This window comes from Methylibium sp. (genome assembly GCF_035762065.1).
Taxonomy (GTDB): domain Bacteria; phylum Pseudomonadota; class Gammaproteobacteria; order Burkholderiales; family Burkholderiaceae_C; genus Methylibium.
The window spans coordinates 37014-61494 of the sequence record NZ_DASTPW010000011.1 but is presented as its reverse complement, the minus strand read 5'-3'; the positions used below and the strand labels follow the sequence as shown (position 1 = coordinate 61494).

Genomic DNA, 24481 nt, shown 5'->3' with positions numbered 1-24481 from the left:
GGCGGCTCGGCGCCGGCCGCCGCGCTCGCCAACGCGCCTGCGCCGGCGGCCTCGGCCGACGCCCCGGCTTCCCCGGCCCCGGCCGCTGCGGCGGTGCCGACGGCCGACGAAGCGGCCTGGCGCGCGCTTGCCGAGCGCTGGAAGCTGCCGGCCGACGCCATCGACGGCGAAGCCGCGCTGTGCCGCGTCGCGCGCGACCGCGGGCTCGCCTGCCACCGCGCGCGCGCCGGCCTCGCCGCGCTGCGCCGGCTCGACCGGCCGGCGCTGCTGTGGCTCGACGGCGGCAGCGGCGAGGGCGCGACGCGGCTGGCGCTGCTCGAAGGCCTCGACCGCGACGGGGCGCGCCTGCGGCTCGGGGCCGTCGAGCAGGACGTCCCGATCGCCACGCTGCAAGCGCGCTGGCGCGGCGAGTTCGCGACGCTGTGGCGGCCGCCGCCGGGCTGGGTCGCGCCGCAGATCGACGGGCGCGAGACGCCGGCGGCGAAGTGGGTCGCCGAGCGCCTGGGCCGGCTGCAGCGCAACCTGCCGGCGATGATCACTGCGGCCGAGGCCGCTGCCTCCGATCCGCTCGCGCGCGACGCCGCCTTCGAAGCGCGCGTGCGCGCCTTCCAGCGCAGCCAGGGCCTGGTCGCCGACGGCGTGCTCGGGCCGATGACGCTGATGCAGCTCAACCGCGCCGCCGGGATCGACGAGCCGCGCCTGGCGCGCGCCGACGGGGGGTGACCGGGCGATGTCGCTGATCCTCGACGCGCTGCGCCGTGCCGACCGCGAACGCGAACGCGAGCGTGGCGGCGTGCCCAGCCTCTACGCGCCGGCCGCGCCGCCGTGGACGCCGGCGGCCGATGCGTCCACCGACCGCGCGCCGCGGCCCTGGCTGTGGCTGGGCGCGGGGCTCGGCGGCGGGCTGGTGCTTGCGGCGGTCTGGGCGCTGTGGTCGGCGACGCCGGTCGAACCGGTCGCCGCGAACGCGCCGCCGCCCGCGGTGCCGGGCGTGCCGGCCGCGGGCGGCACGCCGCCGGCCACGCCTGCGCCGATGGCCCAGGCGGCCGACCCGGCGCCGGCGGCACCGAGTCCCACGCCCTCGCGCGACCTCCCGGCCAGCCCGGCGCTGCCGCGCGCCGAACGCCCGGCCGAGCCGGACGCGGCCGCTGCGCCGGCCGGCATCGCGCAGCGCGAGGCGCCGCGCAGCGAGCAAGCGCCCACGGCGCCGCCGCGCGAGGCGCCGGTCGAACGCCGGCAGGTCGATGCAAAGCCGGCCCCGGCCGCACGCGACGCAAGCCGGGCCGAGCCACCGCCACGCCGCGACGCCGCGACGCCGGAGGCGCCGGCCGGCCGCGGCGGGGCGTCGCGAGCCGCCGCGCCGGTCGCTGCGGCGCCGCCGATCCGCAGCCTGCGCGACCTGCCGGCCGACGTGCGCAGCCAGCTGCCGCAGCTCGCGATCGGCGGCTCGATGTATTCGTCGAAGGCCGCGAACCGCCGGCTGATCGTCAACGGCCAGCTGCTCAGCGAGGGCGATCCGGTCGCGCCGGGGCTGGTGCTCGAGGAGATCCGGCTGAAGTCGGCGGTGCTGCGCTGGCGCGACCTGCGCTACGAGCAGGACTTCTGAGAAGCTGCGAACGAACCCGGCACGCCCGCTCGTCCCGCCCCGAGGCACGCCCTCGGCATTGCACATGCTCGCCGTAGCCCGAGCTACGGCTGCGCTTTGCGCCTTGATGGCGCACCTTTGGGCGGTCCGCTCGGACGCGCCGGATTCCTTCGCAGCGTCTGAGCCGCCGCGTTCAGCGGGACTGTTCGCGCGGCGGCGTCGCCGGCTTGCTCGTCACCCGCTCGGTGCCGGCGTCCCAGCGCTGCGTCGGCTTCGGCGCGCGTTCGTACAGCGGCATCACGCGCGGCAGGTTGGCTTCGATGTCGCGGATGCGCGTGGGCCCCTGCGGGTGGGTCGAGCCGTATTCGGCGAGCTTGCTCGCGCCACCGCTGCCCGCGCCGCCACCGCCGCCGGTGGCTTGGCCCATCTTGGTCCACAGGCTCACGCCCGAGCGCGGGTCGTAGCCTGCGCGGGCGGCGAGTTCCATGCCGACGAGGTCGGCCTCGGATTCGTCGTCGCGGCTGAACTTGAGGCTCAGCAGCTGCGCGCCCATGCCGGCCAGCGACCGACTCACGTTGCCCAGCCCGAGGATCGCGGCGCCGACTTCGAGGCCGATGTTGGTCGCGGCCGACTTGCCCATGCGCTCGCGCGCGTGCTCGCGCAGCGCGTGGGCGACCTCGTGGCCCATCACCATCGAGACCTCGTCGTCGGTGAGCTTGAGCTGCTCGATCAGCCCCGTGTAGAAGGCGATCTTGCCGCCGGGCATGCAGAAGGCGTTGATCTGCTTGCTGGCGAGCAGGTTGACTTCCCACTTCCAGCCCGGCGCGCGCGTGTTCCATTGCGGCGCGAACGGGATGATCCGTTGCGAGATCGAGCGCAGCCGCACCGCCTGCGTCTGCTCGGCGCCGACCAGCGCGTTCTTGCTGCGCGCCTCGGCCAGCAGCTGCGCGTACTGCTGCGCGGCGGCGGCCTCGACCTGCTCGGCCGGCACCAGCTTCGAGAAGCGCGAGGACTTGCCGACATCGACGCCTTCGCGCTGCGCTTGCTGCGCCCAGGCCGAGGGCAGCGCCAGCGCGAAGCCGCCGGCCGCCGCGGCCCGCGTGAAGCGGCGGCGCGCCGGCGAGTCGGCCTGCTCGGCGTCGCCGCGGCGGCGCAGTGCGCGGGCGAGGTCGGCCTGCGGCTCGGCGGCGTCGCGAGCCTTGCCGCTCAGCAGCCGGAAGGCGGCGCACAGCGCGCAGCCGGCGCGGCCGTCGTCGGCGTGGAAGGAGGCGGGGTGGGGGCGGGGCATCGGTGTCATGTACGGCAGAGTCGTCAGGCGCCGGCAGGTTCGCCGCGGGTTGCGTCGGTGCTTCGGCCAAGCATGCGCCGCACCGAAGGCAGCAGCAAGTAGGCGGGAAAGGCGAGCCAGAAGGTCAGGAAGAAGTAGTTCGCATAGCCGAGTTCCTGGGCGCCGATGCCGCCGGCCCAGCCGGCGACCGAACGGCTGAACGCGAAGATGCTCGACAGGATCGCGTACTCGGTCGTCGCGCGCTCCTTGCTGGTGATCGACATCAGGAAGGCCAGGAAGGCGCCGGTGCCCAGGCCCTGGGTCAGGCTCTCCATGGCGCTTGCGGCGTAGACGACCGCCTGGTCGGCTGCAGCCACCTCGAGCCCGGTGACCAGCGCACCCGGCGTCATCAGCGGGACCTGCCACGCCGCGAAGGCATACACGAGGTTCGACGCCGCCTGCCACAGCCCCAGCACCCACAGGCCGCGGAAGATGCCGCGCTTGTCGACGTACCAGCCGCCGACCAGGCCGCCGGCGATCGACAGCCCCAGCCCCAGGTTCACGCTCACCAGCCCGATCTGCGCCGGCGTGAAGCCGGCATCGACCCAGAACGGCCGGACCATGAAGCCCATCGCGGTGTCGCCCAGCTTGTAGAGCAGGATGAAGGCCAGCACCGCGACCATCCCCGGCCGCGCCAGCAGCTCGACCCAGGCGCCGAACATCGGCCCGGCGCGCAGCGCGGAAGCCTCGCGCCCGCGCGCCGCGCCCACCAGCAGCGCCGCGCCCGCGAACATCAGCGCGACGGGCAGGGCGCCGCGGAACCACCAGGTGGTCGAGGTCGCCTGCAGCCCGGCCAGCTCCGGCCGGGCCAGCCACTTGAGCAGCGGCGGCAGCACCGGCCACAGCAGGCCGACGAGCACCAGCGCCAGCGCGACCAGGAACAGCGGCTGCGAGCGCAGCGCCGCCCACTCGGAGCCCAGGCTCGAGGTCGGCGCGCCCGGCCGCGCGCGCTCGGCGGGCGCGAGCAGCGCGACCAGGCCATTCAGCACGAAGGCGGCAGCGCCCAGCGCCCAGGCCCAGGGCCAGCTCCACCAGCCGGCGACGATCAGCATCGCGCCGGCCGCCAGCATGCCGGCACGGTAGAAGCCGATGCGCACCCCGTTGGCGAGGCCGTACTCGCGCGCATCGAGCAGCTCGATCGTGTAGCCGTCGGTCGCGATGTCGTTGGTGGCCGACAGCATCGTGAAGACGCCGATCGCGACCCATGCCCAGGCGCCGAGCGCGATGCCGGCGTAAGCGAACGCCAGCATCACGCCGGCCATGCCGAGGTTGGCCGCGCAGATCCACCAGCGGTGGCGCCGGGCGTGGTCGACCGCCGGCGCCCACAGGAACTTCACCGTCCAGGCCAGGCCCAGCAGCGACAGCGCTCCGATGTCGGCCAGCGGCACGCCCTGCTGGCGGAACCACACCGGGAAGAGGTCGTAGAAGACGCCGAGCGGCAGTCCCTCGCTGAAGTACAGCAGCGCGACCCAGAACAGCTTGCGGCGGTAGGCCGGGCGCGGCACCGCGGCGGCTTCGATGGCCGGCGAAGGCGGCACGGTGCGGTCGGCTTCGGGCATCGGCGCGGATTCTAGGGAGCGGGTCCGGCGGCGGCCGAGCCGCTGTCGCGAGCCGCCGGGGCGGTGCCCGTGCGCGTGCACGCCGGCCGCGCCGCTCCTATATTCAATGGGCTCGCCCAGCGCCCGCGCGCAGCGGCGAAGGCAGCCAGGGTTCCCGTTTCAACCATCGACCCAAGGAGACCGAGACATGACCACCCCCCAGACCACCCGCAAGCTGGCCGCCGCCCTCGCCGTCGGTGCCGGCCTCGCCTTCGCCGCCGGCAGCGCGCTGGCGCACGGTTGCCCTGGCGAGATGAAAGCCATCGACGCCAAGCTCGCGACCAACCCGAAGCTGAGCGAGGCCGAACTCGCCAAGGTCAAGACGCTGCGCAGCGAGGGCGAGGCGGCGCACAAGGCGGGCAACCACGATGCGTCGATGAAGGCGCTGGGCGACGCAAAGAAGCTGCTCGGCATCTGAGTCGGCGGGGCCGGCCTTCCGCGCCGGCCCGCGCACAGCTCAGGCCGGGCCGGTTCGCGTAAGCGCCAGCCGGCGGCGCGCCGCGAGCGCGGCTGGCCGGACGTGGCAGCCCTCGACGTGGTCGTTCACCAGGCCCATCGCCTGCATGAACGCATACACGGTCGTCGGCCCGACGAAGCTCCAGCCGCGCTTCTTCAGGTCACGGCTCATCGCGACCGACTCGCGCGACTGCGTGATCGCACGCAGGGCCTCCCAGGCCAACACGGGCGGCCGGCTCTCGGCGGCGGGTTCGTGGCGCCACACATAGGACGCGAGCGAGCCGAACTCGGCGCGCAGCTCGAGCAGCCGCCTGGCGTTGTTGACCGTCGACTCGATCTTGCCGCGGTGGCGCACGATGCCGGCATCGGCGAGCAGCCGCTGCACATCGGCCTCGCCGAAGCGCGCGATGCGCTCGGCGTCGAAGCCGGCGAAGGCCGCGCGAAACGCCTCTCGCTTGTTGAGGATCGTGAGCCAGCTCAGTCCCGCCTGGAAGCCTTCGAGGCAGAGCTTCTCGAACAGCCGCGTGTCGTCGATGACCGGGAAGCCCCATTCGGTGTCGTGGTAGCGGCGGTAGGGCTCGCTGGTCTGGCACCAGAGGCAGCGTGCGGCACCGTCGGGGCCGGCGAAGAGACCGGCCGCGATCGCGGCGCTGCCGGTCATGGCGACCGCTTCGCGGCGGGGCCGTGCGAAGCGCCGCCGGCGCCGCCGAGGCCGATCACCATGCCTGCGGTCGCGGGCGCCGCCGCCGCTCGGGCCCGGCGTAGCGCTGCGCGTTCGCCGCCGGCGCCGCAGGTTGCGGTTCGCCGACCGGTGCGATCAGGCCCCACTCGGTGACGGTGCAGCCTCGCAGCAGGTCCATGCTGGAGTCGTACCAGCCGACGAAGGACAGCTCCAGGTCTTCGTCGCGCGCGGCGCGGTTCGCAGGGGTGGCTCGCTGGCTCGTCGTCATCGCAGGCTCCGCGTTCGTGGCAGGCGCCACTGTTGCGGAGGCGGCCTCGGCGGGCCATCGCCCGGCGGGTGGAACTCGCTCGGTCATGTTGGGGGCGGCCCGCGCGATCAGCCGAAGGGCCGCACGCCGATCAGCGCGCCGTGCAGCCAGAACGCGAACACCGCCCAGCCGACGACACCGGCGACCACGGTCTTCACCGTCGCGGCGGTGTCGCCCGGCGTGCCGTGCAGGCCGGCGGCGCGATCCCGCCGGCGCGCCGAGCGGAAGCACAGCACCGCCCAGGCCAGGAAGCTCGCGAACAGCAGCAGATCGGCCAGCGTGCCGTTCGCGAGCAGGTGCGCGAAGGCCCACAGCTTGGTGCCGATCAGCATCGGGTGCCGCAGCCGCGTCGCGAAGGCATTGCCCTTGACGTAGGGAGCGGCCAGCAGCACGAAGGCGACCAGCACCAGCAGGCTCGCCGCATGCCGCGTCCACACCGGCGGCTGCCACAGCACGACCGGCTGCTGCCGCGCGAGCCCGTAGCCCACGACGATCAACACGAAGCCCACCAGCGACACGAGCGCGTACAGCCCCTTCCAGCGTTTCGCGCCGATGCGCGCGACGACGCCGTCGCGCCAGCCGTCGGCCACGATGCGCGTCGAATGCGCGCCGAGAAAGATCACCAGGCCCAGCAGCAACAGCAGCATCTCGGTCGTCCTCCGGTCGTCGCGCGAAACGCTTTCGCGGGCGCAGCCTTCGCGGCGCGGGCGCATTGTGGCCGCGAGAATCGCTCGCGAACTCTCCTGGATCAACGCACCGCCATGAACCTCGAAGCCCTCGAATTCGCCACCGGCGCCGCGCCCACCGCGAGCATCGTCATCCTCCACGGGCTCGGCGCCGACGGCAATGATTTCGTGCCGGTGGCGCAGCAGCTCGACCTGGCCGCGGTCGGCCCGGTGCGCTTCGTGTTCCCGCATGCGCCGACGCGGCCGGTGACGATCAACGGCGGCTACGTGATGCGCGCCTGGTACGACATCCTCGGCACCGAGCTGACCCGCCGCGAGGACGAAGCCGGCCTGCGCGCGTCGCAGCTCGCGGTCGAGGCGCTGATCGCGCGCGAGCGCAGTCGCGGCATCCCGAGCGAGCGCATCGTGCTGGCCGGCTTCTCGCAGGGCTGCGCGATGACGCTGATGACCGGCCTGCGGCATCGCGAGCGGCTGGCCGGGCTGGTCGGCCTTTCGGGCTACCTGCCGCTGGCGGCGCTGACGCAGGCCGAGCGCCACGACGCGAACGCGACGACGCCGATCTTCCTGGCGCACGGCGAGCAGGACACCGTGATCCCGATCGCGCGCGCGATCGACTCGCGCGACGCGCTGCGCGCGCTGGGCCATGCGGTCGACTGGCATGCCTACCCGATGCCGCATTCGGTGTGCATGGAGGAGATCGACGACCTCAACCGCTGGCTGCTCCAGCTGCTGGCGCTCGACGCCTGACGCGCGTGGACGCCGTGCCGGCCGGGCTGCTCGTCGCCTGCCTCTGCGCGGCGTGGTGCCGCAGCTGCGACGGCTACCGCGCCACCTTCGAGGCCGCGGCCCGCGGACGCCCCGGCGCGCGCTTCGTGTGGATCGACATCGAGGACGCGAGCGACGCGCTGGCGCCCTTCGATCTGGACGTGGAGAACTTTCCGACGCTCGCGGTCGCGCGTGGCGGCGAGCTGCGCTTCCTCGGTGCGCTGACGCCGCAGCCGCAGACGCTGGCACGCATGCTCGATGCGGCCGAACGCGCGCCGCTGCGTGCCGGGGCGGTGGCCGAGCCGGCGCGCTTCGTCGCGACGCTCGCGTCGATCGGCCAGGCGGTCTGAGCGCGGGCCGGGCATGCCGCCCGCGCAGAAGCACGCGCGAATTCATTCGTTCGCGGCCGCGGCACGGCTGACTAAGGTGGCGCGATGGCCGGTCTCTCCGGATCGGCGCTCGCCACCGTCACCGATGAACTCCGCCACCCCCGGCGCGCGAGCGCGCCTGCTGATCGTCCCCGGCCTGCACGACAGCGGCCCGGCCCACTGGCAGAGCTGGCTGCAGGCGCAGGTGCGCGACGCGCGCCGTGTCGAGCAGCGCGATTGGAGCCGGCCCGAACTCGACCGCTGGGCCGAGCGCATCGCCTCGACGCTCGACCGCGAGCGCGACGCGCAATGGATCGCGGTGGCGCACAGCTTCGGCTGCCTCGCGCTCGCGCGGCATCTGCTGCTGCGCGCCGACACGCCGGTGCGCGCCGCGTTGTTCGTGGCCCCGGCGGAGCCCGACAAGTTCGGCGTCGCCGCCGCGCTGCCGGCCTCGCGCCTCGCGATCCCGAGCACGGTGATCGCGAGCGACAACGACCCGTGGATGAGCGCGGCCAGCACGCGCCGCTGGGCGCAGCGCTGGGGCAGCGGCTGGATGACGCTCGGCGACGCCGGTCACGTCAACGCCGAATCGGGCTTCGGCCCGCTGCCGGTGGCGAAGCGCTGGGTCACGACGATGCAGCAGCGCCTGACGCGCGCACGCCGCGCCGAGCAGGCCGGCGACGCATGGTCGCTCGCCGCATGACGCGCGCGGCTTAGGCGCTGGGCGCAGAAGCATCGGACTTTTCCTTCGTTCGCGACGCGCGACGAGCTCCCTAGCATCGCGCCGACCGACGAACCGCAAGGACCGCTTCCCACCATGACCACCTCACTCACGCGGCGCGCGCTGGCCGCTTTCGCATTCACCCTCGCCGCCGGCGGCGCCGCGGCCAAGGACGTGACGCTGCTCAACGTCTCCTACGACCCGACGCGCGAGCTCTACGCCGACTACAACGCCGCGTTCGCGAAGCACTGGAAGGCCAAGACCGGCGACACCGTCACCGTCAAGCAGTCGCACGGCGGCTCGGGCAAGCAGGCGCGCTCGGTGATCGACGGCATCGACGCCGACGTCGTGACCTTGGCGCTCGCCTACGACATCGACGAGATCGCCGAACGCGCCAAGCTGCTCGCCCCCGACTGGCAGAAGAAGCTCAAGCACAACAGCTCGCCCTACACCTCCACCTACATCTTCCTGGTGCGCAAGGGCAACCCGAAGGGCATCAAGGACTGGGGCGACCTGATCAAGCCGGGCGTCTCGGTGATCACCGCGAACCCCAAGACCTCCGGCGGCGCGCGCTGGGGCTACCTGGCCGGCTACGGCTGGGCGCTGAAACAGCCGGGCGGCAACGAAGAGAAGGCGAAGGAGTACATCGGCAAGCTGTTCGCCAACGTGCCGGTGCTCGATGCGGGCGCGCGCGGCTCGACGGTGACCTTCGCCGAGCGCGGCATCGGCGACGTGCTGCTTGCCTGGGAGAACGAGGCGCACCTGTCGCTGAAGGAGTTCGGCGCCGACAAGTTCGACATCGTCTACCCGCCCACCAGCATCCTGGCCGAGCCGCCCGTCGCGGTGCTCGACAAGGTGGTCGACAAGAAGGGCACGCGCGCCGTCGCGCAGGCCTACCTCGAGCACCTGTATTCGCCTGAGGGGCAGGAGATCGCGGCGCGCCACTTCTACCGGCCGATCGACCCGCAGGTCGCCGCGAAGTACGCGAAGAGCTTCCCCGCGGTGAAGCTGTTCACCGTCGACGAGACCTTCGGCGGCTGGGCCAAGGCGCAGAAGACGCACTTCGCCGACGGCGGCGTGTTCGACCAGATCTACGCGAAGAAGTAGGGCGGCATCGCCGAAGCCCGCCGCGGCCCGCCGCGGCGGGCTTCGGCGCGTGCGGCGCATAAGCAACCGCCAAAACTGTCGTTCGGGCCAGGAGGCCCGCTGCTTAGCATCGGCGTCCTTTTTCTTCGCCCGGGGCGACCCCGCCCCGCCGACCATGAAGCCAAGTTCCAAGCTGCCGCGCCGTGCCCTGCTGATCGCCGCCGCGCTGACTTCGTTCGCCGCCGCGCCGGCCTTCGCCGCGCCGGCGCTGCTGAACGTCAGCTACGACGTCAGCCGCGAATTCTTCAAGGACATCAACCCGGCGTTCCAGAAGTCGTGGAAGCAGGCGAGCGGCGAGGACATCGCGATCAACCAGTCGCACGGCGGCTCGAGCAAGCAGGCGCGCGGCGTCATCGACGGGCTCGAAGCCGACGTCGTGACGATGAACCAGTCGAGCGACATCGACGCGATCGCCACGCGCGGCAAGCTGCTTGGCGAAGACTGGGCCAAGCGCCTGCCGAACAACGCCGCGCCGACCACCTCGGTCACGGTGCTGCTGGTGCGCAAGGGCAACCCGAAGAAGATCGCCGACTGGCCCGATCTCGCGAAGCCGGGCACCAGCGTCGTGATCCCGAACCCGAAGGTCACCGGCAACGGCCGCTACAGCTACGTCGCGGCCTGGGGCTCGGTGATCAAGGCCGGCGGCACGCCGGCCCAGGCGCGCGAGCTGGTCGGCAAGATCTTCGCGAACGTGCCGGTCTTCGACGGCGGCGGCCGCGCCGCCACCACCACCTTCGCGCAACGCAACATCGGCGACGCGCTCGCGACCTTCGAGTCCGAGGTCAACCTGATCAAGGCCGAGTTCGGCGACAACTTCGACGTGGTCTACCCGAAGTCGACGATCCTGGCCGAGAACCCGGTCGCGGTGATCGACAAGGTCGTGGACAAGAAAGGCACGCGCAAGCAGGCCGAGGCCTACCTGAAGTTCCTGTACTCGGACGAGGCGCAGGAGATCGCCGCGAAGCACCAGATCCGCCCGCGCTCGCCCGCGTTGCTGGCGAAGTACGCGAAGGACTTCCCGAAGGTCAACACCTTCACGATCGACGAGGTCTTCGGCGGCTGGAGCAAGGCGCAGAAGGAGCACTTCGACGACGGCGGCGTCTACGACCAGATCCTCGCCGCCAAGCGCTGAATCGCGTTCGAGCTCCATCGTGGTGTTCTCCCGCGCCCTGCTGCGCAGGCACAGCGTGCTGCCCGGCTTCGACCTCGCCTTCGGCTTCACGATCCTCTACCTGAGCCTGATCGTGCTGCTGCCGCTCTCCGCGGCCTTCCTTAAGACCTTCACGCTGACCTGGCCCGCGTTCTGGGACGCGGTGACCTCGCCGCGCGTGATGGCGAGCTACCGCCTGACCTTTGGCGCGTCGTTCCTGGGCGCCTGCGTCAACGCGGTGTTCGGCCTCGTCGTCTGCTGGGTGCTGGTGCGCTACGACTTCCCGGGCAAGCGCGTGGTCGATGCGCTGGTCGACCTGCCCTTCGCGCTGCCCACCGCAGTGGCCGGCATCGCGCTGACCGCGATCTACTCCGGCAACGGCCTGATCGGCCAGTGGCTGCCATTCAAGGTGAGCTTCACGCCGCTGGGCGTGTTCGTCGCGCTGACCTTCATCGGCCTGCCCTTCGTCGTGCGCACCTTGCAGCCGGTGCTGGAGGATCTGTCGAAGGAGCTGGAAGAAGCTGCGGCGACGCTGGGCGCGAGCCGCTGGCAGACCTTCCGGCACGTGATCCTGCCGATCGTCACGCCCGCGCTGCTGACCGGCTTCGCGCTCGCGTTCGCGCGCGCACTCGGCGAGTACGGCAGCGTGATCTTCATCGCCGGCAACCTGCCGCTGGTCTCCGAGATCACGCCCCTGCTCATCATCACCAAGCTCGAGCAGTACGACTACGCCGGCGCGACCGCGATCGCGGTCGTGATGCTGGTGGTGAGCTTCGCGCTGCTGCTGGCGATCAATGCGCTGCAGGCCTGGTCGCGACGCCGCCAGGGCGGCTTGTGATGACGACCGCCCCCGTCGCGGCTGCGCCGCTTCCCCTGGATGAGGCGCCGCTGGCGGCCCGGCGAGGCCGGATCCGCGGCGGCCGCTCGCGGGGTCGATGAAGATGGCTGCCGTCCTGCGTCAATCCGCCGCCGCGCACGTCGCGCCGCGCTCGCTGCGCGAGGCGACCACCGAGCCCGCGTGGGTGCGCCGCACGCTGATCGGCATCGCGCTGGTGTTCCTGACGCTGTTCCTCTTCGTGCCGCTCGCGACCGTGTTCTACGAGGCGCTGAAGAAGGGCTGGGACGTCTACGCCGCCGCGATCACCGAGCCCGACGCGCTCTCGGCGATCAAGCTCACGCTGATCGCCGCGGCGATCTCGGTGCCGCTGAACCTGGTGTTCGGCGTGGCCGCGGCCTGGTGCATCGCGAAGTTCGATTTCCGCGGCAAGAACCTCGTGCTGACGCTGATCGACCTGCCGTTCTCGGTGAGCCCGGTGATCGCCGGCTTGATCTACGTGCTGGTGTTCGGGCTGCAGGGCTGGCTCGGCCCCTGGCTGCGCGAGCACGACCTGAAGATCATCTTCGCGCTGCCCGGCATCGTGCTCGCCACCGTGTTCATTACCTTCCCGTTCGTCGCGCGCGAGCTGATCCCGCTGATGCAGGCGCAGGGCACCGAGCAGGAAGAGGCCGCGCGCGTGCTCGGCGCGAACGGCTGGCAGACCTTCTGGCGCGTGACGCTGCCCAACGTCAAGTGGGCGCTGCTCTACGGCGTGATCCTGTGCAACGCGCGGGCGATGGGCGAGTTCGGCGCGGTCAGCGTGGTCTCGGGGCACATCCGGGGGCAGACGAACACGATGCCGCTGCACATCGAGATCCTCTACAACGAATACCAATTCGCCGCTTCGTTCGCCGTCGCTTCGCTGCTCGCCGGGCTGGCGCTGGTGACGCTGGTGCTGAAGCTCGCCGTCGAGCGGCAGGTGAAGCAGCAGATCGACGCGGCGTCGCAGGAGAAATCGCCATGAGCATCGAAGTCCGCGGTTTGCAGAAGCGCTTCGGCGCCACCGTCGCCTGCGACGACCTCAACCTCACGATGCCCTCGGGCGAACTCGTCGCGCTGCTCGGCCCTTCGGGCTGCGGCAAGACGACGCTGCTGCGGATCATCGCGGGCCTCGAAGTGCCCGATGCCGGCAGCGTCCACTTCGAAGGCGAGGACGCCACCGGCACCGACGTGCGCGAACGCCAGGTCGGCTTCGTGTTCCAGCACTACGCGCTGTTCGGCCACATGTCGATCTTCGAGAACGTGGCCTTCGGGCTGCGCGTGCGGCCCAAGGCCACGCGGCCGAGCGACGCGAAGATCCGCGAGAAGGTGATGGAGCTGCTGAAGCTGGTGCAGCTCGACTGGGTCGCCGACCGCTTCCCGCACCAGCTCTCCGGCGGCCAGCGCCAGCGCATCGCGCTCGCGCGTGCGCTCGCGGTTGAGCCCAAGGTGCTGCTGCTCGACGAACCCTTCGGCGCGCTCGACGCCAAGGTCCGCAAGGAGCTGCGCCGCTGGCTGCGCCGCCTGCACGACGAGGTGCACGTCACCAGCGTCTTCGTCACGCACGACCAGGACGAGGCGATGGAAGTCGCCGACCGCGTCGTCGTGATGAACCAGGGCCGCATCGAGCAGGTGGGCACGCCGGACGAGGTGTACGACAAGCCGGCCTCGCCGTTCGTGCTGCAGTTCCTGGGCGACGTGAACCTGTTCCATGGCCGGCTTGGCCATGGCAGTGCTCCGGAAGAGGTGAGCTACGTGCGCCCGCACGAATTGAGCATCCTCGCGCAGCCGGCCGAAGGATCGATCACGGTCAGGCTCGCGCAGGCGCTGACGGTCGGTCCGAACACGCGCATCGAGTTCAAGCGCGAGGACGGCAGCTATGTCGACGTGGAACTGCCGCGCGCCGAGTACCAGGCGTTGCGCGAGCGGCTTTCATTGGAGCCTGGCAAGACGGTGCATCTGCTGCCGCGGCGGATCACGCGGTTCGAGCGGCAGGGCGACGAGGTGCTGGATCCGGCCGCGATGATTTGAGACGTTTTGCGCTGCATAGCCGCACAAGCACTTTGGACGGCGCCACTCACGGCGCCGAAGCAGTCGGTTGCAACTCATCCCTAACTCGTAGAGGCCCTCACTCGGCGTCCTCCCAATACAGTGGCTGCGCAGTCGTTGAACACATCGACTCGCATGCCACTTGCTCAGGGAGAACATAAATGAGCTTCGCTCAAAAGCGTTTCGCTTTCCGTCGGCGTGCCCAGCGCGGCCAGGGCATGACGGAATACATCATCATCGTCGCGTTGATCGCGATCGCCGCCATCGGCGTCTATGCCGCGTTCGGCGGTGTCGTGCGCGGACAGACGGCTGTCGTGGCTTCCGAGCTCGCAGGTGGTGCAGGCACAGCCGGTGCTCGCGCCACGGCGACCGCGGGCGCAACGGCGGCCGCCACACGAGCTGCCACCAACAAGAACCTCAGCAACTACGAAGACGGCAACGCCGGCGGTGCCGGTGGCGGCGGCGGTGGCCAATAGCCGGCGCCGCTAGACCCAGTCGAGTTCGCTGTGAGTGGGCGCCGGTTTCGTACCGGCAGCCAGGGGCAAGCTTTGCCTTTGGTTGCCGCGTTTCTGGTCATGTGTTGCGCCATCTTCTATCTGATGGTCAACACGGGCCAGATCGCCGTCGAGAAAACGAGGGTGCTGAATGCAGCCGACGCGGCCGCATACAGCGCCGGGGTGGTCCAGGCGCGCGGGCTCAATTACGCCGCGTATGCCAACCGAGCCATCGTGGCCAACCAGGTCGCGATCGCGCAGACGTTGAGCATGACCAATTTCCTGAACCATGCCGCGAGCGTCTACACGGCGACCGATGGGGCAGGCAACGGCATCCGTGACTTGAGCCAGGGACTGGCTTGGGCGACGCCCCCGGACAACGTCGATCCGCATGCGCGCCTGTCCGGGTTGCTGGTGGGATCGTTGATCGCCCAGTACTACGGCTACGACCCGGACGAGTTCGTCGAGTACATCGATGGCATTAACGGCGTTGCTGCCGGCTTCATCCAGGCGTCCAACGCCGCATCAGTGATGCTCGACAGTTCCGTCGTCTCCGTGCTCGGCGCCCGCGCCGCCACTTTGCTTGAGCGGTCGCAGGCCATCGCGTCGCGTGTGGCGTCGGAGATGGATCCCGCACTGCAGGCGGTCGTCAACCCCGTCGGGGGTGGCGTGGGGCCCATCGTTCGCCGCTATTCGGACGACGAACGTGCGCGGCTTCAGGGCGTCGTGCTCGCTTCGCTGGACGATGTCGTCCGGCAGCGCGGCTGGACTTCTTACTCGGTCGCCGCGCGCCCTTTGCGCGTCGGCCTGATTCGCCGCGGCGCGACCTGGATGCCGAACCTTGACAGCTGGGCCTCGTTCGACAGCCTGTCGTATCGCAGCATCACGAGGCGAAGGTTTGGCATCCCACGTTTCGGCGAGACGCGTATCGCGGGCGCCAATGCAACAGCAGGCGAAGACTCGGACGGCAGCTTCTACTACCGAGGGGATGGCAGCAGCAATAGCAGCAGCGGCCGTGACACCGACCGACACATCGACGGCTTCGATGCCGCCTATTACTCCGGCATGGCCTCGGCCTACGACGTCGACGACCCTGCGAACCGCGAGCCGACTCAACACCGCGCTGGCCTGAGCGTCTGGGTGCGCAAAGGCAAGTCCGACACGAACACGGCGGGCCACAACCCGGCCTTCTCGCCAGCCGGCCGGCTGGCGGTGTTCAGTGAAACACCGGTGGTCGATCAGCTGAGTGGCATTGCACGCGCCGAGGTGTTGTTCATGCGCCCGCCGCGGCCCGACGGCCGCAACGAGTACCCGAACCTGTTCAACCCTTTCTGGACCGTGCGCCTGGTCTCGCCTTCAGCGACCGACTACGCGATGTACGGCGCCGCGGCTGTTTTGCGCTACTGGAACTGACTGCGGAGTTGTCCATGCCGAGCCGTTTTTCTTGCCCGCCTTGCCCGCCTTGCCCGCCTTGCCCGCCTTGCCCGTCCTTCAGGCCTTGCTCGCATATGCGCCCGTCGCGCGGCCAGGCCACCTCGGAGTTTCTCGTCGCCTGCCTCGTGATCGTGCCGCTACTGCTGCTCGTGCCGATGGTCGGCAAGTACATCGATTTGACCCACGCCGCCGAACTGGCGAGCCGCTACGTCGCCTTTGAAGGTACGGTGCATTTGCCGGGCAGCGCGCAGTGGAAAAGCGACGCGACGCTGTCGGCCGACGTGCGCCGCCGCTTCTTCTCCGAAAGCAGCAGTCAGATTCGCACCGGTGAGGCTGCGATCGACATCGCTGAGCAACGCAATGTGCTTTGGACCAGTCCGTGGGGCCGCACGATGCTGCCCGAGCGAAGCAGCAACGTTGCAGCATCCGCGTCGCTCGCTGCCTTCAATCAGCATGCGCCCAGCCGCGAAGCGTGGCATGCCGACATGCGCCTGCCCGAAGACAACCTCGTCATCGGCCGTGTCTCCGTGCGGCCCGCCAACCTCATCGATCTGCCGGCGCCGTTCGACCGCCTCGATCTCTCGATCAGCCGCCGCACCGCGGTGCTGGCCGACGCCTGGACCGGCCGCGACGACCACGCCGCACGCAACGTCGTCGAGCGCATGCGGCTCCTCTATCCCATCAACGCGCTCCCGCCGAGGGTCAGAGAGATGACGACGCACTTCTCGGGCCTGCTCGGCGACCCGGAACTGCCGTTCGGCCTGCGTCGTGAGTCGTACCAGTTGCTGCCCTGCGACCGGCTTGCAGAGGGATGCTGACGATGCCCGACGCCTTGCTCGATTTCCGCCGCCTTCGTGCAGGCCTTATCGCCCTTGTAGCTGCCGTGCTCGGTGCCGCCACAACCATCCAGGCTCAGGATCCTCACCTCGTGCCCGTGCCGCCCGAGGCGGAGGTCTCGCAGCTTGGCGACCGCATGCGCATCAACGGTCAGGAAGCGCGGCTGCAGGAGTTGCGGTACCCAGGTTCGGTGGAAGCGCTGTTGAGCTTCTACCGCCAGCAGTTCGGCGACTCCGCGTCGGAGCCTGCGAACACACCGGGGCAGCGCATCGTCGGAGGCGTCGTGGGCGGCAGCTACGTCACGGTGCAAGTGATCGACGAGCCCGAGCGTTCAGCCAACACGCCGCTGCACGCGCGCGTGCTGCAGACGCGGCTGGCACCTCAGCTTCAAACCGAGGCTCGCCGCACCCTTCCTTCCATGCCGCCCGATTCAAGCTTGTTGAGCGACGTGGAAAGTCAGGACGGGCCGCGCCTTGCGCGAATGCGCGTCTACGGCAATCGGCACTCGGTGAGCGCCAATGTCGCATTCGTGGAGCGCGAGTTCGAAGCCCGCGGTCTCGTGCCCGTGGAGCGCGGCGCGGACGGCGACGCGGCGCAAGCCCTGCGGTGGTTCGCGGACGACCGCGGCGGCGAAGCCTTGCTTGCCGTGCGCAGCGCGGGCGAAACGCGGCTTGTCACCGTGCACACGGTGGTCCACCTTGCGGCTTTCGAGGAGCCTCGATGAAGTCGAAACGGATGCTGTCGATCGGCGGCCAGTCCATGACTGAGTACCTCGTCGGCCTCGCCGTTGTCACCGCCATCGTCGCCGTGCCCTTCGACGGCCGCGCCTCGCTGGTCGAGTACTTCATCGACATGGTCCGCATCGCCTATCTCCGCTTTTTCACCGCGATCGCGCTCCCGGCGTGAGCGCCTGAGCGACCACGCCATTCCATCTCACCGACCCTGCGAAAGCCGCCGCCGTGAAGCGCCTGCGCCTGCCACCCAATCTGCTGATTCCATTGATTGCGATCCTCGTCGGAGCAATCGCCGCGATCGCTGCAAACCGCTACATCCACCAACGCATCGAAGCCGCAAAGCCGAAGACCGACCCCGACGGCATGGTCCCGCTCGTCGTCGCGACAGCCGATCTCTCCAAGGGCGACCGTCTTGCCTCGAACAACCTTGCCGTACGGCAAGTGCCCAAGCTCTGGGTCCACGCGAACGCGATCCGACCCGAGGATTTCGGGAAGATCGAACACGCCGTGCTCGCCGTACCCGCGGCCAAGGGCCAGCCCGTCTTGTGGGCGCAACTCGAAGGCCAGCGCGCTGCCAGCTTCTCGGCGCGGCTGGCGAATGGGCGGCGCGCGGTGACCGTGGCGGTCGATGAAATCAGCTCGATCAGCGGCATGCTGAGCCCAGGCGACACGATCGATCTGATCGCGATGACCAAGGTCGATCAGCGCTCGACCCTGGTGCCCGTGATGCAGGCCGTGCGTGTGCTCGCCACAGGCACGCGCGTGGACAACGGCAGCCCGGAAGGCCGCGGCGAGCGCAGCTTCACGACCGTCACGCTCGACGTCACGCCCGACGAAGCGCGCCGCATCATGGCCGCGCGCGAGGTCGGCCGGCTCACCGCCTTGCTCAGGGCACCGGGCGATGTGCAGGCCGCCCTCGCGGTGCGTAGCGATGCGATGGCCGAGCTGGGACTTGCGCCGCCCGGCTCGCGGGCTGGCGCGGCACCCACCGTCGCTGTGATGCACGGCGCGGCGAATCCGCGCCTGTACACCGTGCGCGGCGGCGGGGGCTATCCCGCCAATCTCGCGAACCCCGGCGAAAGCCCGAACGAGCTCCAGCTCTCCGCATCGATCGCTCCGTCCACCCGCGGGTTGGCAGAGCGCAAGCCGTGAAGCAAACGATGTCCGACGCGACAAGCAGCGGACTGGTCGCGCCTACCCGTTCGCGCCGGTCGCAAAGCACACAGCGCGGCGCCGGTGCTGCAGAGCTGGTTGTGGTGCTGCCGCTCGCCTTGCTGTGCCTGCTCGGCGTGATGCAAATGGGCTTGCTGTTCCACGCGAAGGGGCAAGCCAACCACGCCGCCGTTCAAGCCGCGCGTGCCGGTTCCGTTGCGCATGCCGGCGAGGTGCGCATCCGCGAGGCCTTTGCGCGCGGCCTCGTCCCCTTCATGGGCGGCGGCCGCAATGCCGAAGAACTGGCAATCAGCTATGCGCAGGCTCTGGGCGAAGCAGCACTCGCGCGCATCGAAATCCTTTCGCCCTTGCGCGAAAGCTTCACCGACTACGCCAGCCCAGCCGAAGCCCGGCGCGTGCGCCTCGAAGAGAACCTCGACACCACCGAGCCCGTCATCCCCAACCTCAACATCGCCGGCCGTGCCTGTCCCTACGACCGCCCAAGCTGCAACGCCGACCCGGCCCGCAACGCCAGCGGCCAGAGTCTGCAAGACGCCAACCTCCTCAAGCTACGCATCACCTGGGGCATTCCCACAGCCAAACAGGTGCCATTGGCCGGCCCTGCGATCGTGCAGGTGCTGCGCGCACAAGCGCTGCTCGATCCCTCGATGCCCGCGGCCAACCGCGCGCTCATCGCGGCCGGCCGCATCCCTGTCGTCGCCACCGCGCTCGTGCGCATGCAAAGCGAGCCGATCCGCAACGACCTGATGGCCCATGCCGCCGCCGCCCCGCAAGCCGCGGCCAGCGCCGCAAGCACGCCTGCCGCGCCTGCCAGTGCGGCGAGCACACCGGCCAGCGCCGTAAGCACGCCCAACGGCAGCGCCAGCAGCCCGGGCGGCGCAGCCAGCGCCCCCGGGGGCTCGCCCGGCCGCTGCGATCCGAGCCGCCAGAGCTGCGCTCCAGAGCGCTGTGTGCCCACCGAAGGGTTGTGTTGTCTGCCCGGCTCGACCTGAGAACACCGCCATGCGACTTGTCTCGAAGCTCAGCCGTCGGTTGCATGCAGCCTTGGTGCTCGCCGGCGCCATGGCCTTGTCCGCGCCGCTGGGTGCGCAGGCACCGGCGCCCGCAACCACGCCCGCCAATCCTGCGCCCTCGTGCAGCCCCGCGAACGCCAGCGACCCTTGCGGCACCAGCGCCACGGCGCCTGCGAGCCAGCCCGACCAAGCCAACGCCCCCATGCTCGGCATCGGCAATCCCATCAACCTCGCCAACGGCAACAAGCACCAGACCGAAGTCGACATGCCCGCGCTGCCTGGTGTCCTCGGCCTCGAACTTGTGCGCCATTACGACAGCGCCCGCTCGCAGCCTGCGTCCGTCAACCGCCTGCTTGGCCGCGGCTGGCGCCTGAGTTACGAAACCGAACTGCACATCATCGGCTCGACGGTGCAAGTCATGCAGGCCGACGGCAGTCGGGTGATCTTCAGCCGCGATGCGAGCAACCCCGCCCACTGCGCCAGCACCGACCCCGCACGCGGCCACCTCGAAGCGCGCCGCACTTCGCGCGGCGAGCAGTTCGTCTGGCATTGGCCCAGCGGCCGCCGGCTGCACTTCGACGAACGCGGACGCCTCGATCAGATCGTCGCCGCCACCGGCGAATTCGTCTCGCTGCGCTACGACCTGCAAGGCCTCTTGATCGAAGTGCGCGATCCGCAAGGCCGCACGCTGCGTCTGGACTACGCCTCCCGCGGTGCCAGCTACGGCGGCGTAACTCGCATCGAGACGCCCGTGGGCCGCTACGACTACGCCTACGGCGGCGACCTGCCCTCGGGCGCCGACCCGGCCCTGCGAGCCCACACCCCCGCGCGCTTGATCCGCGTGAGCGGACCCGCAGCGCAAGGCAAGCGCGCGGTGCGGCACTACCTGCATGACGACCCTCGGCACCCGACGCTGCTGACCGGCATCGCCGCCGGCTACGACGGCGCCGAAGCGCAACGCCTCGTCACCTGGGCGTACGACGATCGAGGCCGCGCGATCCTGAGCCTCAGGGGCCCTGCATCCGATCCGTCGAGCGAGCGCATCGTGCTGCGCCACGTCGAGCCCGCGGGCCTGAACGGCAGTGTCGGCCGCACCGAAGCGATCACCGCGCGCGGCGTCACGACCTACGAGCACGCCATCGTCGGCGGCGAGCACCGGCTGATCCGGGCGACCGAGCCGGGTTGCGCGAGCTGCGCCGAGACCGACCGCGCCTACAGCTACGACCGCCAAGGCCGGCTCATCGCCGTGAGCCGGCTCGATGCCGAGGGCCGCACCATCGACACCGTGCGCAGTGAGCGCGACGCGCTGGGAAGGGTCGTGCGTGTCGAGCGCGTCGAAACCCCTTCCGGCAAGCAAGCCGAGCTCCTGGCGCGTCGAACGCCAGCGCGGCTCCTCGCCCGTTACGAGTACCCCGCCGACCGTGAGCCAGCCGGCCGCCGCGTGCCGGTTTTCGAGCCCAGCCTGATCGCCAAGCCCAGCGTCATCGAAGGCAAGGAGCACCGGTGGCGCCTCGAGCGCAACGAAGCAGGCCAGATCACCCGCGCCACCGAGACCGGCTACAGCCCGCTCGATGCGAACGGCCAGCCGAACGAAGCCGCCCTCGAACGCAGCACCACCCACACCTACCGGCGCATCAACGGGCGCAGCCTGCTCGCCGGCATCGACGGGCCGCTGCCCAATGGGCCGAAGGCCGATCCGAGCGACAGCGACGTCACCCAATTCGAGTGGGACGAAGACGGCAACGCCATCACCCGCGTCGTTCAACCCGGAGTCCTGACCAACGACCTGCGCTACGACGCCGCCGGCCGCGTCGCCGAGGTGCGCAACGACGCAGGCCACGTCAGCCGCTTCGTGCACGACGCCCTGGGCCACATCACCCGCCTGACGCAGGGCTGGATCGACCCATCCGCTTCGGGCGCCTTGCTCAAGGCTCGCTTCCAGGTGCGCACCTACGACGCGCAGGGCCGGCTCGTCGAAGCCGGCCACGCGGCCACCAACGAGCCGAAGGACTACCGCGGCGATTGGCGCCTGGCCTATGACGCAGCAGGGCGCGTCCATCAGATGGCCTCGGCCCGCGGCACGCTGTGGACCCAGACCTTCGATGCCGACGGCCGCGTGCAGGAAGCAAGCCAGCGCTCGGCCCACTTCGAGCGCATCTGGCGCTACCGCCACGACGAGCAAGGCCGCCTCACCCAAACCGAAGACGGCGCGCTCGACGTCGAAGGCCAGCCGCCGGCGCCTTCGGCGCGCTACGTCCACGACGAAGGCCGCAGCGCCGCCTTCGACGCGCTGGACCGCCCGGTGCGTCTCCCGGCGCGCATCGAAGCGCGGCCAGGCGAACGCCTCACCACCGCCGCCAACGGGGCGACGACCCGCGAGCGGCTCGACGACTTCGGCCGCGTCGTTGTCCTGGACAGCGCCGACAGCGGCCGATCGCTGCGCTGGTTCGACGAAGCCGACCGGCTCGTGCGCATGCGCGACGCGGTGGATCACCAAGCCCGCTACGCCTACGACGTGCAAGGCCGCATCGCCGAGCAGGCGGTAGGCAACCCGGCCTCGACGACGCGCTGGCGCTACGAAGGACGGCGGCTCGTCGAAGTTCAAGGCCGAGCGCAGACCGAGCGCTATGAGTACGACGCCTTCGGCCGACGCACGCGCAAGACGGTGACGCTGAACGTCGGCGCGACGCCGGTTGCGGCCACCACCGCGTACGGCTATGACGACCAAGACCGGCTTCGATCGCAAAGCCTGGCCGACGGCAGCCTCGTCGTCTACGAGCGCGACGGCCAAGGCCAAGTCACCGCGTTGCGACGCGAGACCGTCACCACCGCGTGGCTGCGCTGGCTCGCGCCGAGCCAAACGCTCGCCTGCGACATCCGAAGAGACGCCGGCGGCCTGACGCACCACCAAGCCGGCAACGGCATCCGCACCGAGTGGCAGCGCAGCAAAGCCGGCGTGCTCGCGCAGCTCGTGCATCGCCGGGACGAGCCGCTGACGCAGCACCAAGCGCGCACGGCCTTCATCGACCTGCTGGGCATGGGATCTGCCCACGCGCAGGCACAGCGTCATGCAACCGGCCGTGTGCAGACTGCGTTCACCCAGCCACGCGACCCACGAGCGCTGATCGACCATCGCTACCTGTGGGACCGCGTCGGCAACCTGCTGATGGACAAGAGCGGCGAGCACGCCACCGCCTACGCCTACGACGCTGCCAATCGGCTGATCGCAGCGCAACGGGTTGCGAATGCGCTTCGGCCCGTGGCTGCACAGGCGTCGACGCCCGCCTCGCTGTGGCGCTACCACCACGACGCCAACGGCAACCGGCTCCTCGCGCAAGAAGGCGACCAGGCCCAGCGCATCGACCTCGCCAAGGCCAGCAACCGCAGCGCCGAGACGGACGCTGCCGGCCAGACCACGAAGCTTGACGGCAAGCGGCTCGAATGGGACGCCATCGGGAGACTGGCGAGCGTCAAGGGCCAAGACTTTGAAGCGAGCTACGCCTACAGCCACCGCGGCGAGCGCATCGGCAAGACGGTGCGGCGCGGCAAGGCATCGACCGAGACCGGCTACCTCCACGACGACGCCGGCCGCATCGCGGCCGAGCTGAATGCCAGCGGGCGCATCACGCGGCTGGTGGTGCACATGGCCGACTTGCCGCTGGCTGTGATCGACGGCGAGGCCGAAGTCGCGCGACCGCATGAAGACGCATGGCAGCGCATCGCCCAGGACTTGAAGCGCGGATGGAAAGCGCGTGCTCAAGCCACGGTCTTCCTGCACCTGAATCACCTGAGCGCGCCGGAGGCGGCCACCGATCAGGCAGGCCGAGTGGTCTGGACGGCGAGCTACGCGCCCTACGGCCGAGCGACGACGAAGTCAGCCACCTTCAAGCTGCACCTGCGCCTGCCGGGCCAGTACGAGGACGAAGAGACGGGGCTGCACGACAACCGGCATCGCACCTACGACCCGGACCAGGGGCGCTACCTCAGCGCCGATCCGCTCGGGCTTCAAGGCGGGCCGAACGGGTTCGTCTACGTTGCAGCCAACCCGCTGCGCTACGTCGATCCCGAGGGGCTGGTGCTGTTTGCGTTCGATGGGACGGGCAATGACGAGAGTGATCCGCGGACGTACTCGAATGTTGTCAACTTCAGGGAGCTGTACAGCCCAGCGAACGGCCAGCGCTTCTATATCACGGGCCCGGGCACCCTCGATCCAAACACCGGCATCGGACCGAACTCGCTCGATCCGGACGGATTGATCGACATGGGGCGGTCGTACACGGGACCAAGGCGCATCGCGGCAATGGAGGAAAACCTGGCGCTCGCGGCAAATGCTGCAACCGACGACGAAGCCGTTGACATTGACATCGTTGGTTTCAGCCGCGGTGCGGCTCAGGCGCGTGAGTTCGCCAACCGCATCGTCGCCAACACGCGCAACGGTTGCTATTCGTACGTTGACCGTCGAACCGGTCAGACCCGTCACCAGCGCGTGAACTTCCGCTTCATGGGCCTGTGGGACACCGTGCTCAGCACGCACACCGGCAGCTATCAGCTACGCATTCCGGACGCCTTCGAGCACGTCGCTCATGCGGTCGCACTCAACGAGCATCGATCGCTGTTCCCGGGCGAGTCGATCATGGGAGTGCAAGCGAGCACCGATCGCACGCGCGTCGAGCGCGGCTTCCTCGGTGCGCACTCGGATATCGGCGGCAGCTTTCCTGATGGCGACCTTGCGCGAGTGGCACTCGTCTGGATGGTCGACCAGGCGACGGCCGCCGGCGTTGTGATGCGGTCTGTCGATCGAACGATCGTTGCCAACCCCGTCTTGCATGACAGCAGCAGCCGACTGACCGCCAGTGACACGGGATCTGGTCAGGATGAAGACCGCAGCTTTACGTTGATGAACGGGGCGAGAACGCGCCAAGTCCAAGCGCAGACCCTTGGCATGAGTTGGGCCGATACGCAGCAGTTCATCAGCTATCTCGGCAACCCGAATACGCGCGACGACATTGCAGGAACGGTCGACATGCGCGCCTATCTTGATTGGCTCAATGAGCACGGCTACGGCATCAACATGAACGTCACGGAGGCAGGGCAGTGAGT

At 70.2% G+C, this 24481-nt stretch carries 24 protein-coding genes and 1 pseudogene; 20 read left to right on the top strand and 5 right to left on the bottom strand.

All coding sequences use genetic code 11. From position 1 onward, the window contains the following. Both VFR90_RS04155 and VFR90_RS04150 read left to right on the top strand, forming a co-directional pair. Positions 1-723, top strand: a 723-nt coding sequence (locus VFR90_RS04155) for a peptidoglycan-binding protein (RefSeq protein ID WP_326404765.1), incomplete at its 5' end; no start/stop codon positions are given. A gap of 7 nt (positions 724-730) precedes the next feature. Further along, positions 731-1606 (top strand): general secretion pathway protein GspB, encoded by an 876-nt coding sequence (locus tag VFR90_RS04150; protein WP_326404764.1) that lies wholly within the window; start codon positions 731-733, stop codon positions 1604-1606. A 172-nt stretch (positions 1607-1778) separates the two neighbouring features. Here VFR90_RS04150 and VFR90_RS04145 read toward each other — a convergent pair whose 3' ends face one another. Together VFR90_RS04145 and VFR90_RS04140 are read right to left on the bottom strand one after the other, a co-directional pair. After that, a complete protein-coding gene (locus VFR90_RS04145; protein ID WP_326404763.1) occupies positions 1779-2873 on the bottom strand; it encodes a M48 family metallopeptidase in 1095 nt (364 codons plus the stop codon). A 23-nt stretch (positions 2874-2896) separates the two neighbouring features. Further along, complete coding sequence (locus tag VFR90_RS04140; RefSeq protein WP_326404762.1) at positions 2897-4471, bottom strand: MFS transporter; 1575 nt, start codon at positions 4469-4471, stop codon at positions 2897-2899. A 187-nt stretch (positions 4472-4658) separates the two neighbouring features. Here VFR90_RS04140 and VFR90_RS04135 point away from each other — a divergent pair, with 187 nt between their 5' ends. Next, complete coding sequence (locus VFR90_RS04135) at positions 4659-4928, top strand: PA2433 domain-containing protein (protein ID WP_326404760.1); 270 nt, start codon at positions 4659-4661, stop codon at positions 4926-4928. Positions 4929-4967: 39 nt separating this feature from the next. Here VFR90_RS04135 and VFR90_RS04130 read toward each other — a convergent pair whose 3' ends face one another. The 3 genes from VFR90_RS04130 to VFR90_RS04120 all read right to left on the bottom strand — a co-directional run bounded on the left by VFR90_RS04130 (position 4968) and on the right by VFR90_RS04120 (position 6602). Further along, on the bottom strand, positions 4968-5627 hold the full coding sequence (locus VFR90_RS04130; RefSeq protein WP_326404759.1) for a DNA-3-methyladenine glycosylase I: 660 nt from the start codon (positions 5625-5627) through the stop codon (positions 4968-4970). Between the two features lie 55 nt (positions 5628-5682). Next, positions 5683-5916 (bottom strand): hypothetical protein, encoded by a 234-nt coding sequence (locus VFR90_RS04125; protein WP_326404758.1) that lies wholly within the window; start codon positions 5914-5916, stop codon positions 5683-5685. A gap of 107 nt (positions 5917-6023) precedes the next feature. After that, positions 6024-6602, bottom strand: a complete 579-nt coding sequence (locus tag VFR90_RS04120) for an NnrU family protein (protein WP_326404757.1) — start codon at positions 6600-6602, stop codon at positions 6024-6026. 114 nt (positions 6603-6716) lie between these two features. On the opposite strand from VFR90_RS04120, the gene VFR90_RS04115 reads away from it, so the two are divergent. From VFR90_RS04115 to VFR90_RS04040, 17 genes and pseudogenes are all read left to right on the top strand, one after another. Beyond that, complete coding sequence (locus tag VFR90_RS04115) at positions 6717-7388, top strand: alpha/beta hydrolase (protein ID WP_326404756.1); 672 nt, start codon at positions 6717-6719, stop codon at positions 7386-7388. Between the two features lie 5 nt (positions 7389-7393). Beyond that, complete coding sequence (locus VFR90_RS04110) at positions 7394-7756, top strand: thioredoxin family protein (protein ID WP_326404755.1); 363 nt, start codon at positions 7394-7396, stop codon at positions 7754-7756. A gap of 124 nt (positions 7757-7880) precedes the next feature. Then, the gene (locus VFR90_RS04105) at positions 7881-8477 is read left to right on the top strand and encodes an RBBP9/YdeN family alpha/beta hydrolase (RefSeq protein WP_326404753.1); all 597 of its coding nucleotides are present in this window, start codon (positions 7881-7883) and stop codon (positions 8475-8477) included. A gap of 114 nt (positions 8478-8591) precedes the next feature. Beyond that, positions 8592-9602 (top strand): sulfate ABC transporter substrate-binding protein, encoded by a 1011-nt coding sequence (locus tag VFR90_RS04100; RefSeq protein ID WP_326404752.1) that lies wholly within the window; start codon positions 8592-8594, stop codon positions 9600-9602. Between the two features lie 154 nt (positions 9603-9756). Then, positions 9757-10773: a sulfate ABC transporter substrate-binding protein gene (locus VFR90_RS04095; RefSeq protein ID WP_326404751.1), complete on the top strand. Its 1017-nt coding sequence runs from the start codon at positions 9757-9759 to the stop codon at positions 10771-10773. A gap of 19 nt (positions 10774-10792) precedes the next feature. Beyond that, positions 10793-11629, top strand: a complete 837-nt coding sequence (cysT, locus tag VFR90_RS04090; RefSeq protein ID WP_326404750.1) for a sulfate ABC transporter permease subunit CysT — start codon at positions 10793-10795, stop codon at positions 11627-11629. 103 nt (positions 11630-11732) lie between these two features. Continuing rightward, positions 11733-12632, top strand: a complete 900-nt coding sequence (cysW, locus tag VFR90_RS04085; protein WP_326404769.1) for a sulfate ABC transporter permease subunit CysW — start codon at positions 11733-11735, stop codon at positions 12630-12632. Continuing rightward, positions 12629-13678: a sulfate/molybdate ABC transporter ATP-binding protein gene (locus VFR90_RS04080; protein WP_326404749.1), complete on the top strand. Its 1050-nt coding sequence runs from the start codon at positions 12629-12631 to the stop codon at positions 13676-13678. Before cysW ends, VFR90_RS04080 begins: the two co-directional genes overlap by 4 nt. 179 nt (positions 13679-13857) lie before the next feature. Then, positions 13858-14172: a hypothetical protein gene (locus VFR90_RS04075; RefSeq protein ID WP_326404748.1), complete on the top strand. Its 315-nt coding sequence runs from the start codon at positions 13858-13860 to the stop codon at positions 14170-14172. 72 nt (positions 14173-14244) lie between these two features. Then, complete coding sequence (locus VFR90_RS04070) at positions 14245-15603, top strand: pilus assembly protein TadG-related protein (protein ID WP_326404747.1); 1359 nt, start codon at positions 14245-14247, stop codon at positions 15601-15603. Positions 15604-15698: 95 nt separating this feature from the next. Beyond that, positions 15699-16442 carry a hypothetical protein gene (locus VFR90_RS04065; RefSeq protein ID WP_326404746.1) on the top strand — a complete coding sequence of 248 codons (744 nt, stop codon included), beginning with the start codon at positions 15699-15701 and terminating at the stop codon, positions 16440-16442. A 2-nt stretch (positions 16443-16444) separates the two neighbouring features. Beyond that, a complete protein-coding gene (locus tag VFR90_RS04060; RefSeq protein ID WP_326404745.1) occupies positions 16445-17185 on the top strand; it encodes a hypothetical protein in 741 nt (246 codons plus the stop codon). Continuing rightward, positions 17182-17367: a hypothetical protein gene (locus tag VFR90_RS04055; RefSeq protein WP_326404744.1), complete on the top strand. Its 186-nt coding sequence runs from the start codon at positions 17182-17184 to the stop codon at positions 17365-17367. Before VFR90_RS04060 ends, VFR90_RS04055 begins: the two co-directional genes overlap by 4 nt. A 53-nt stretch (positions 17368-17420) precedes the next feature. After that, a complete protein-coding gene (gene cpaB / locus VFR90_RS04050) occupies positions 17421-18347 on the top strand; it encodes a Flp pilus assembly protein CpaB (RefSeq protein ID WP_326404743.1) in 927 nt (308 codons plus the stop codon). A gap of 8 nt (positions 18348-18355) precedes the next feature. After that, positions 18356-19360, top strand: coding sequence for a TadE/TadG family type IV pilus assembly protein (locus tag VFR90_RS04045; RefSeq protein WP_326404742.1), 1005 nt, complete (start codon positions 18356-18358; stop codon positions 19358-19360). Between the two features lie 10 nt (positions 19361-19370). Continuing rightward, positions 19371-19817 (top strand): annotated as a pseudogene (locus VFR90_RS17670) (DUF6531 domain-containing protein); the annotation flags it as partial. 810 nt (positions 19818-20627) lie between these two features. Further along, positions 20628-24479 carry an RHS repeat-associated core domain-containing protein gene (locus VFR90_RS04040; RefSeq protein WP_326404741.1) on the top strand — a complete coding sequence of 1284 codons (3852 nt, stop codon included), beginning with the start codon at positions 20628-20630 and terminating at the stop codon, positions 24477-24479. The last annotated feature ends 2 nt before the right edge of the window (positions 24480-24481 follow it).

Bases quoted from the DNA above. Each gene is read 5' to 3' on its own strand.
- VFR90_RS04150 (WP_326404764.1), top strand. From the start codon at position 731: ATGTCGCTGATCCTCGACGCGCTGCGCCGTGCCGACCGCGAACGCGAA.
- VFR90_RS04145 (WP_326404763.1), bottom strand. From the start codon at position 2,873: ATGCCCCGCCCCCACCCCGCCTCCTTCCACGCCGACGACGGCCGCGCC.
- VFR90_RS04140 (WP_326404762.1), bottom strand. From the start codon at position 4,471: ATGCCCGAAGCCGACCGCACCGTGCCGCCTTCGCCGGCCATCGAAGCC.
- VFR90_RS04135 (WP_326404760.1), top strand. From the start codon at position 4,659: ATGACCACCCCCCAGACCACCCGCAAGCTGGCCGCCGCCCTCGCCGTC.
- VFR90_RS04130 (WP_326404759.1), bottom strand. From the start codon at position 5,627: ATGACCGGCAGCGCCGCGATCGCGGCCGGTCTCTTCGCCGGCCCCGAC.
- VFR90_RS04125 (WP_326404758.1), bottom strand. From the start codon at position 5,916: ATGACGACGAGCCAGCGAGCCACCCCTGCGAACCGCGCCGCGCGCGAC.
- VFR90_RS04120 (WP_326404757.1), bottom strand. From the start codon at position 6,602: ATGCTGCTGTTGCTGCTGGGCCTGGTGATCTTTCTCGGCGCGCATTCG.
- VFR90_RS04115 (WP_326404756.1), top strand. From the start codon at position 6,717: ATGAACCTCGAAGCCCTCGAATTCGCCACCGGCGCCGCGCCCACCGCG.
- VFR90_RS04105 (WP_326404753.1), top strand. From the start codon at position 7,881: ATGAACTCCGCCACCCCCGGCGCGCGAGCGCGCCTGCTGATCGTCCCC.
- VFR90_RS04100 (WP_326404752.1), top strand. From the start codon at position 8,592: ATGACCACCTCACTCACGCGGCGCGCGCTGGCCGCTTTCGCATTCACC.
- VFR90_RS04095 (WP_326404751.1), top strand. From the start codon at position 9,757: ATGAAGCCAAGTTCCAAGCTGCCGCGCCGTGCCCTGCTGATCGCCGCC.
- cysW (WP_326404769.1), top strand. From the start codon at position 11,733: ATGGCTGCCGTCCTGCGTCAATCCGCCGCCGCGCACGTCGCGCCGCGC.
- VFR90_RS04080 (WP_326404749.1), top strand. From the start codon at position 12,629: ATGAGCATCGAAGTCCGCGGTTTGCAGAAGCGCTTCGGCGCCACCGTC.
- VFR90_RS04075 (WP_326404748.1), top strand. From the start codon at position 13,858: ATGAGCTTCGCTCAAAAGCGTTTCGCTTTCCGTCGGCGTGCCCAGCGC.
- VFR90_RS04065 (WP_326404746.1), top strand. From the start codon at position 15,699: ATGCGCCCGTCGCGCGGCCAGGCCACCTCGGAGTTTCTCGTCGCCTGC.
- VFR90_RS04060 (WP_326404745.1), top strand. From the start codon at position 16,445: ATGCCCGACGCCTTGCTCGATTTCCGCCGCCTTCGTGCAGGCCTTATC.
- VFR90_RS04055 (WP_326404744.1), top strand. From the start codon at position 17,182: ATGAAGTCGAAACGGATGCTGTCGATCGGCGGCCAGTCCATGACTGAG.
- VFR90_RS04045 (WP_326404742.1), top strand. From the start codon at position 18,356: ATGTCCGACGCGACAAGCAGCGGACTGGTCGCGCCTACCCGTTCGCGC.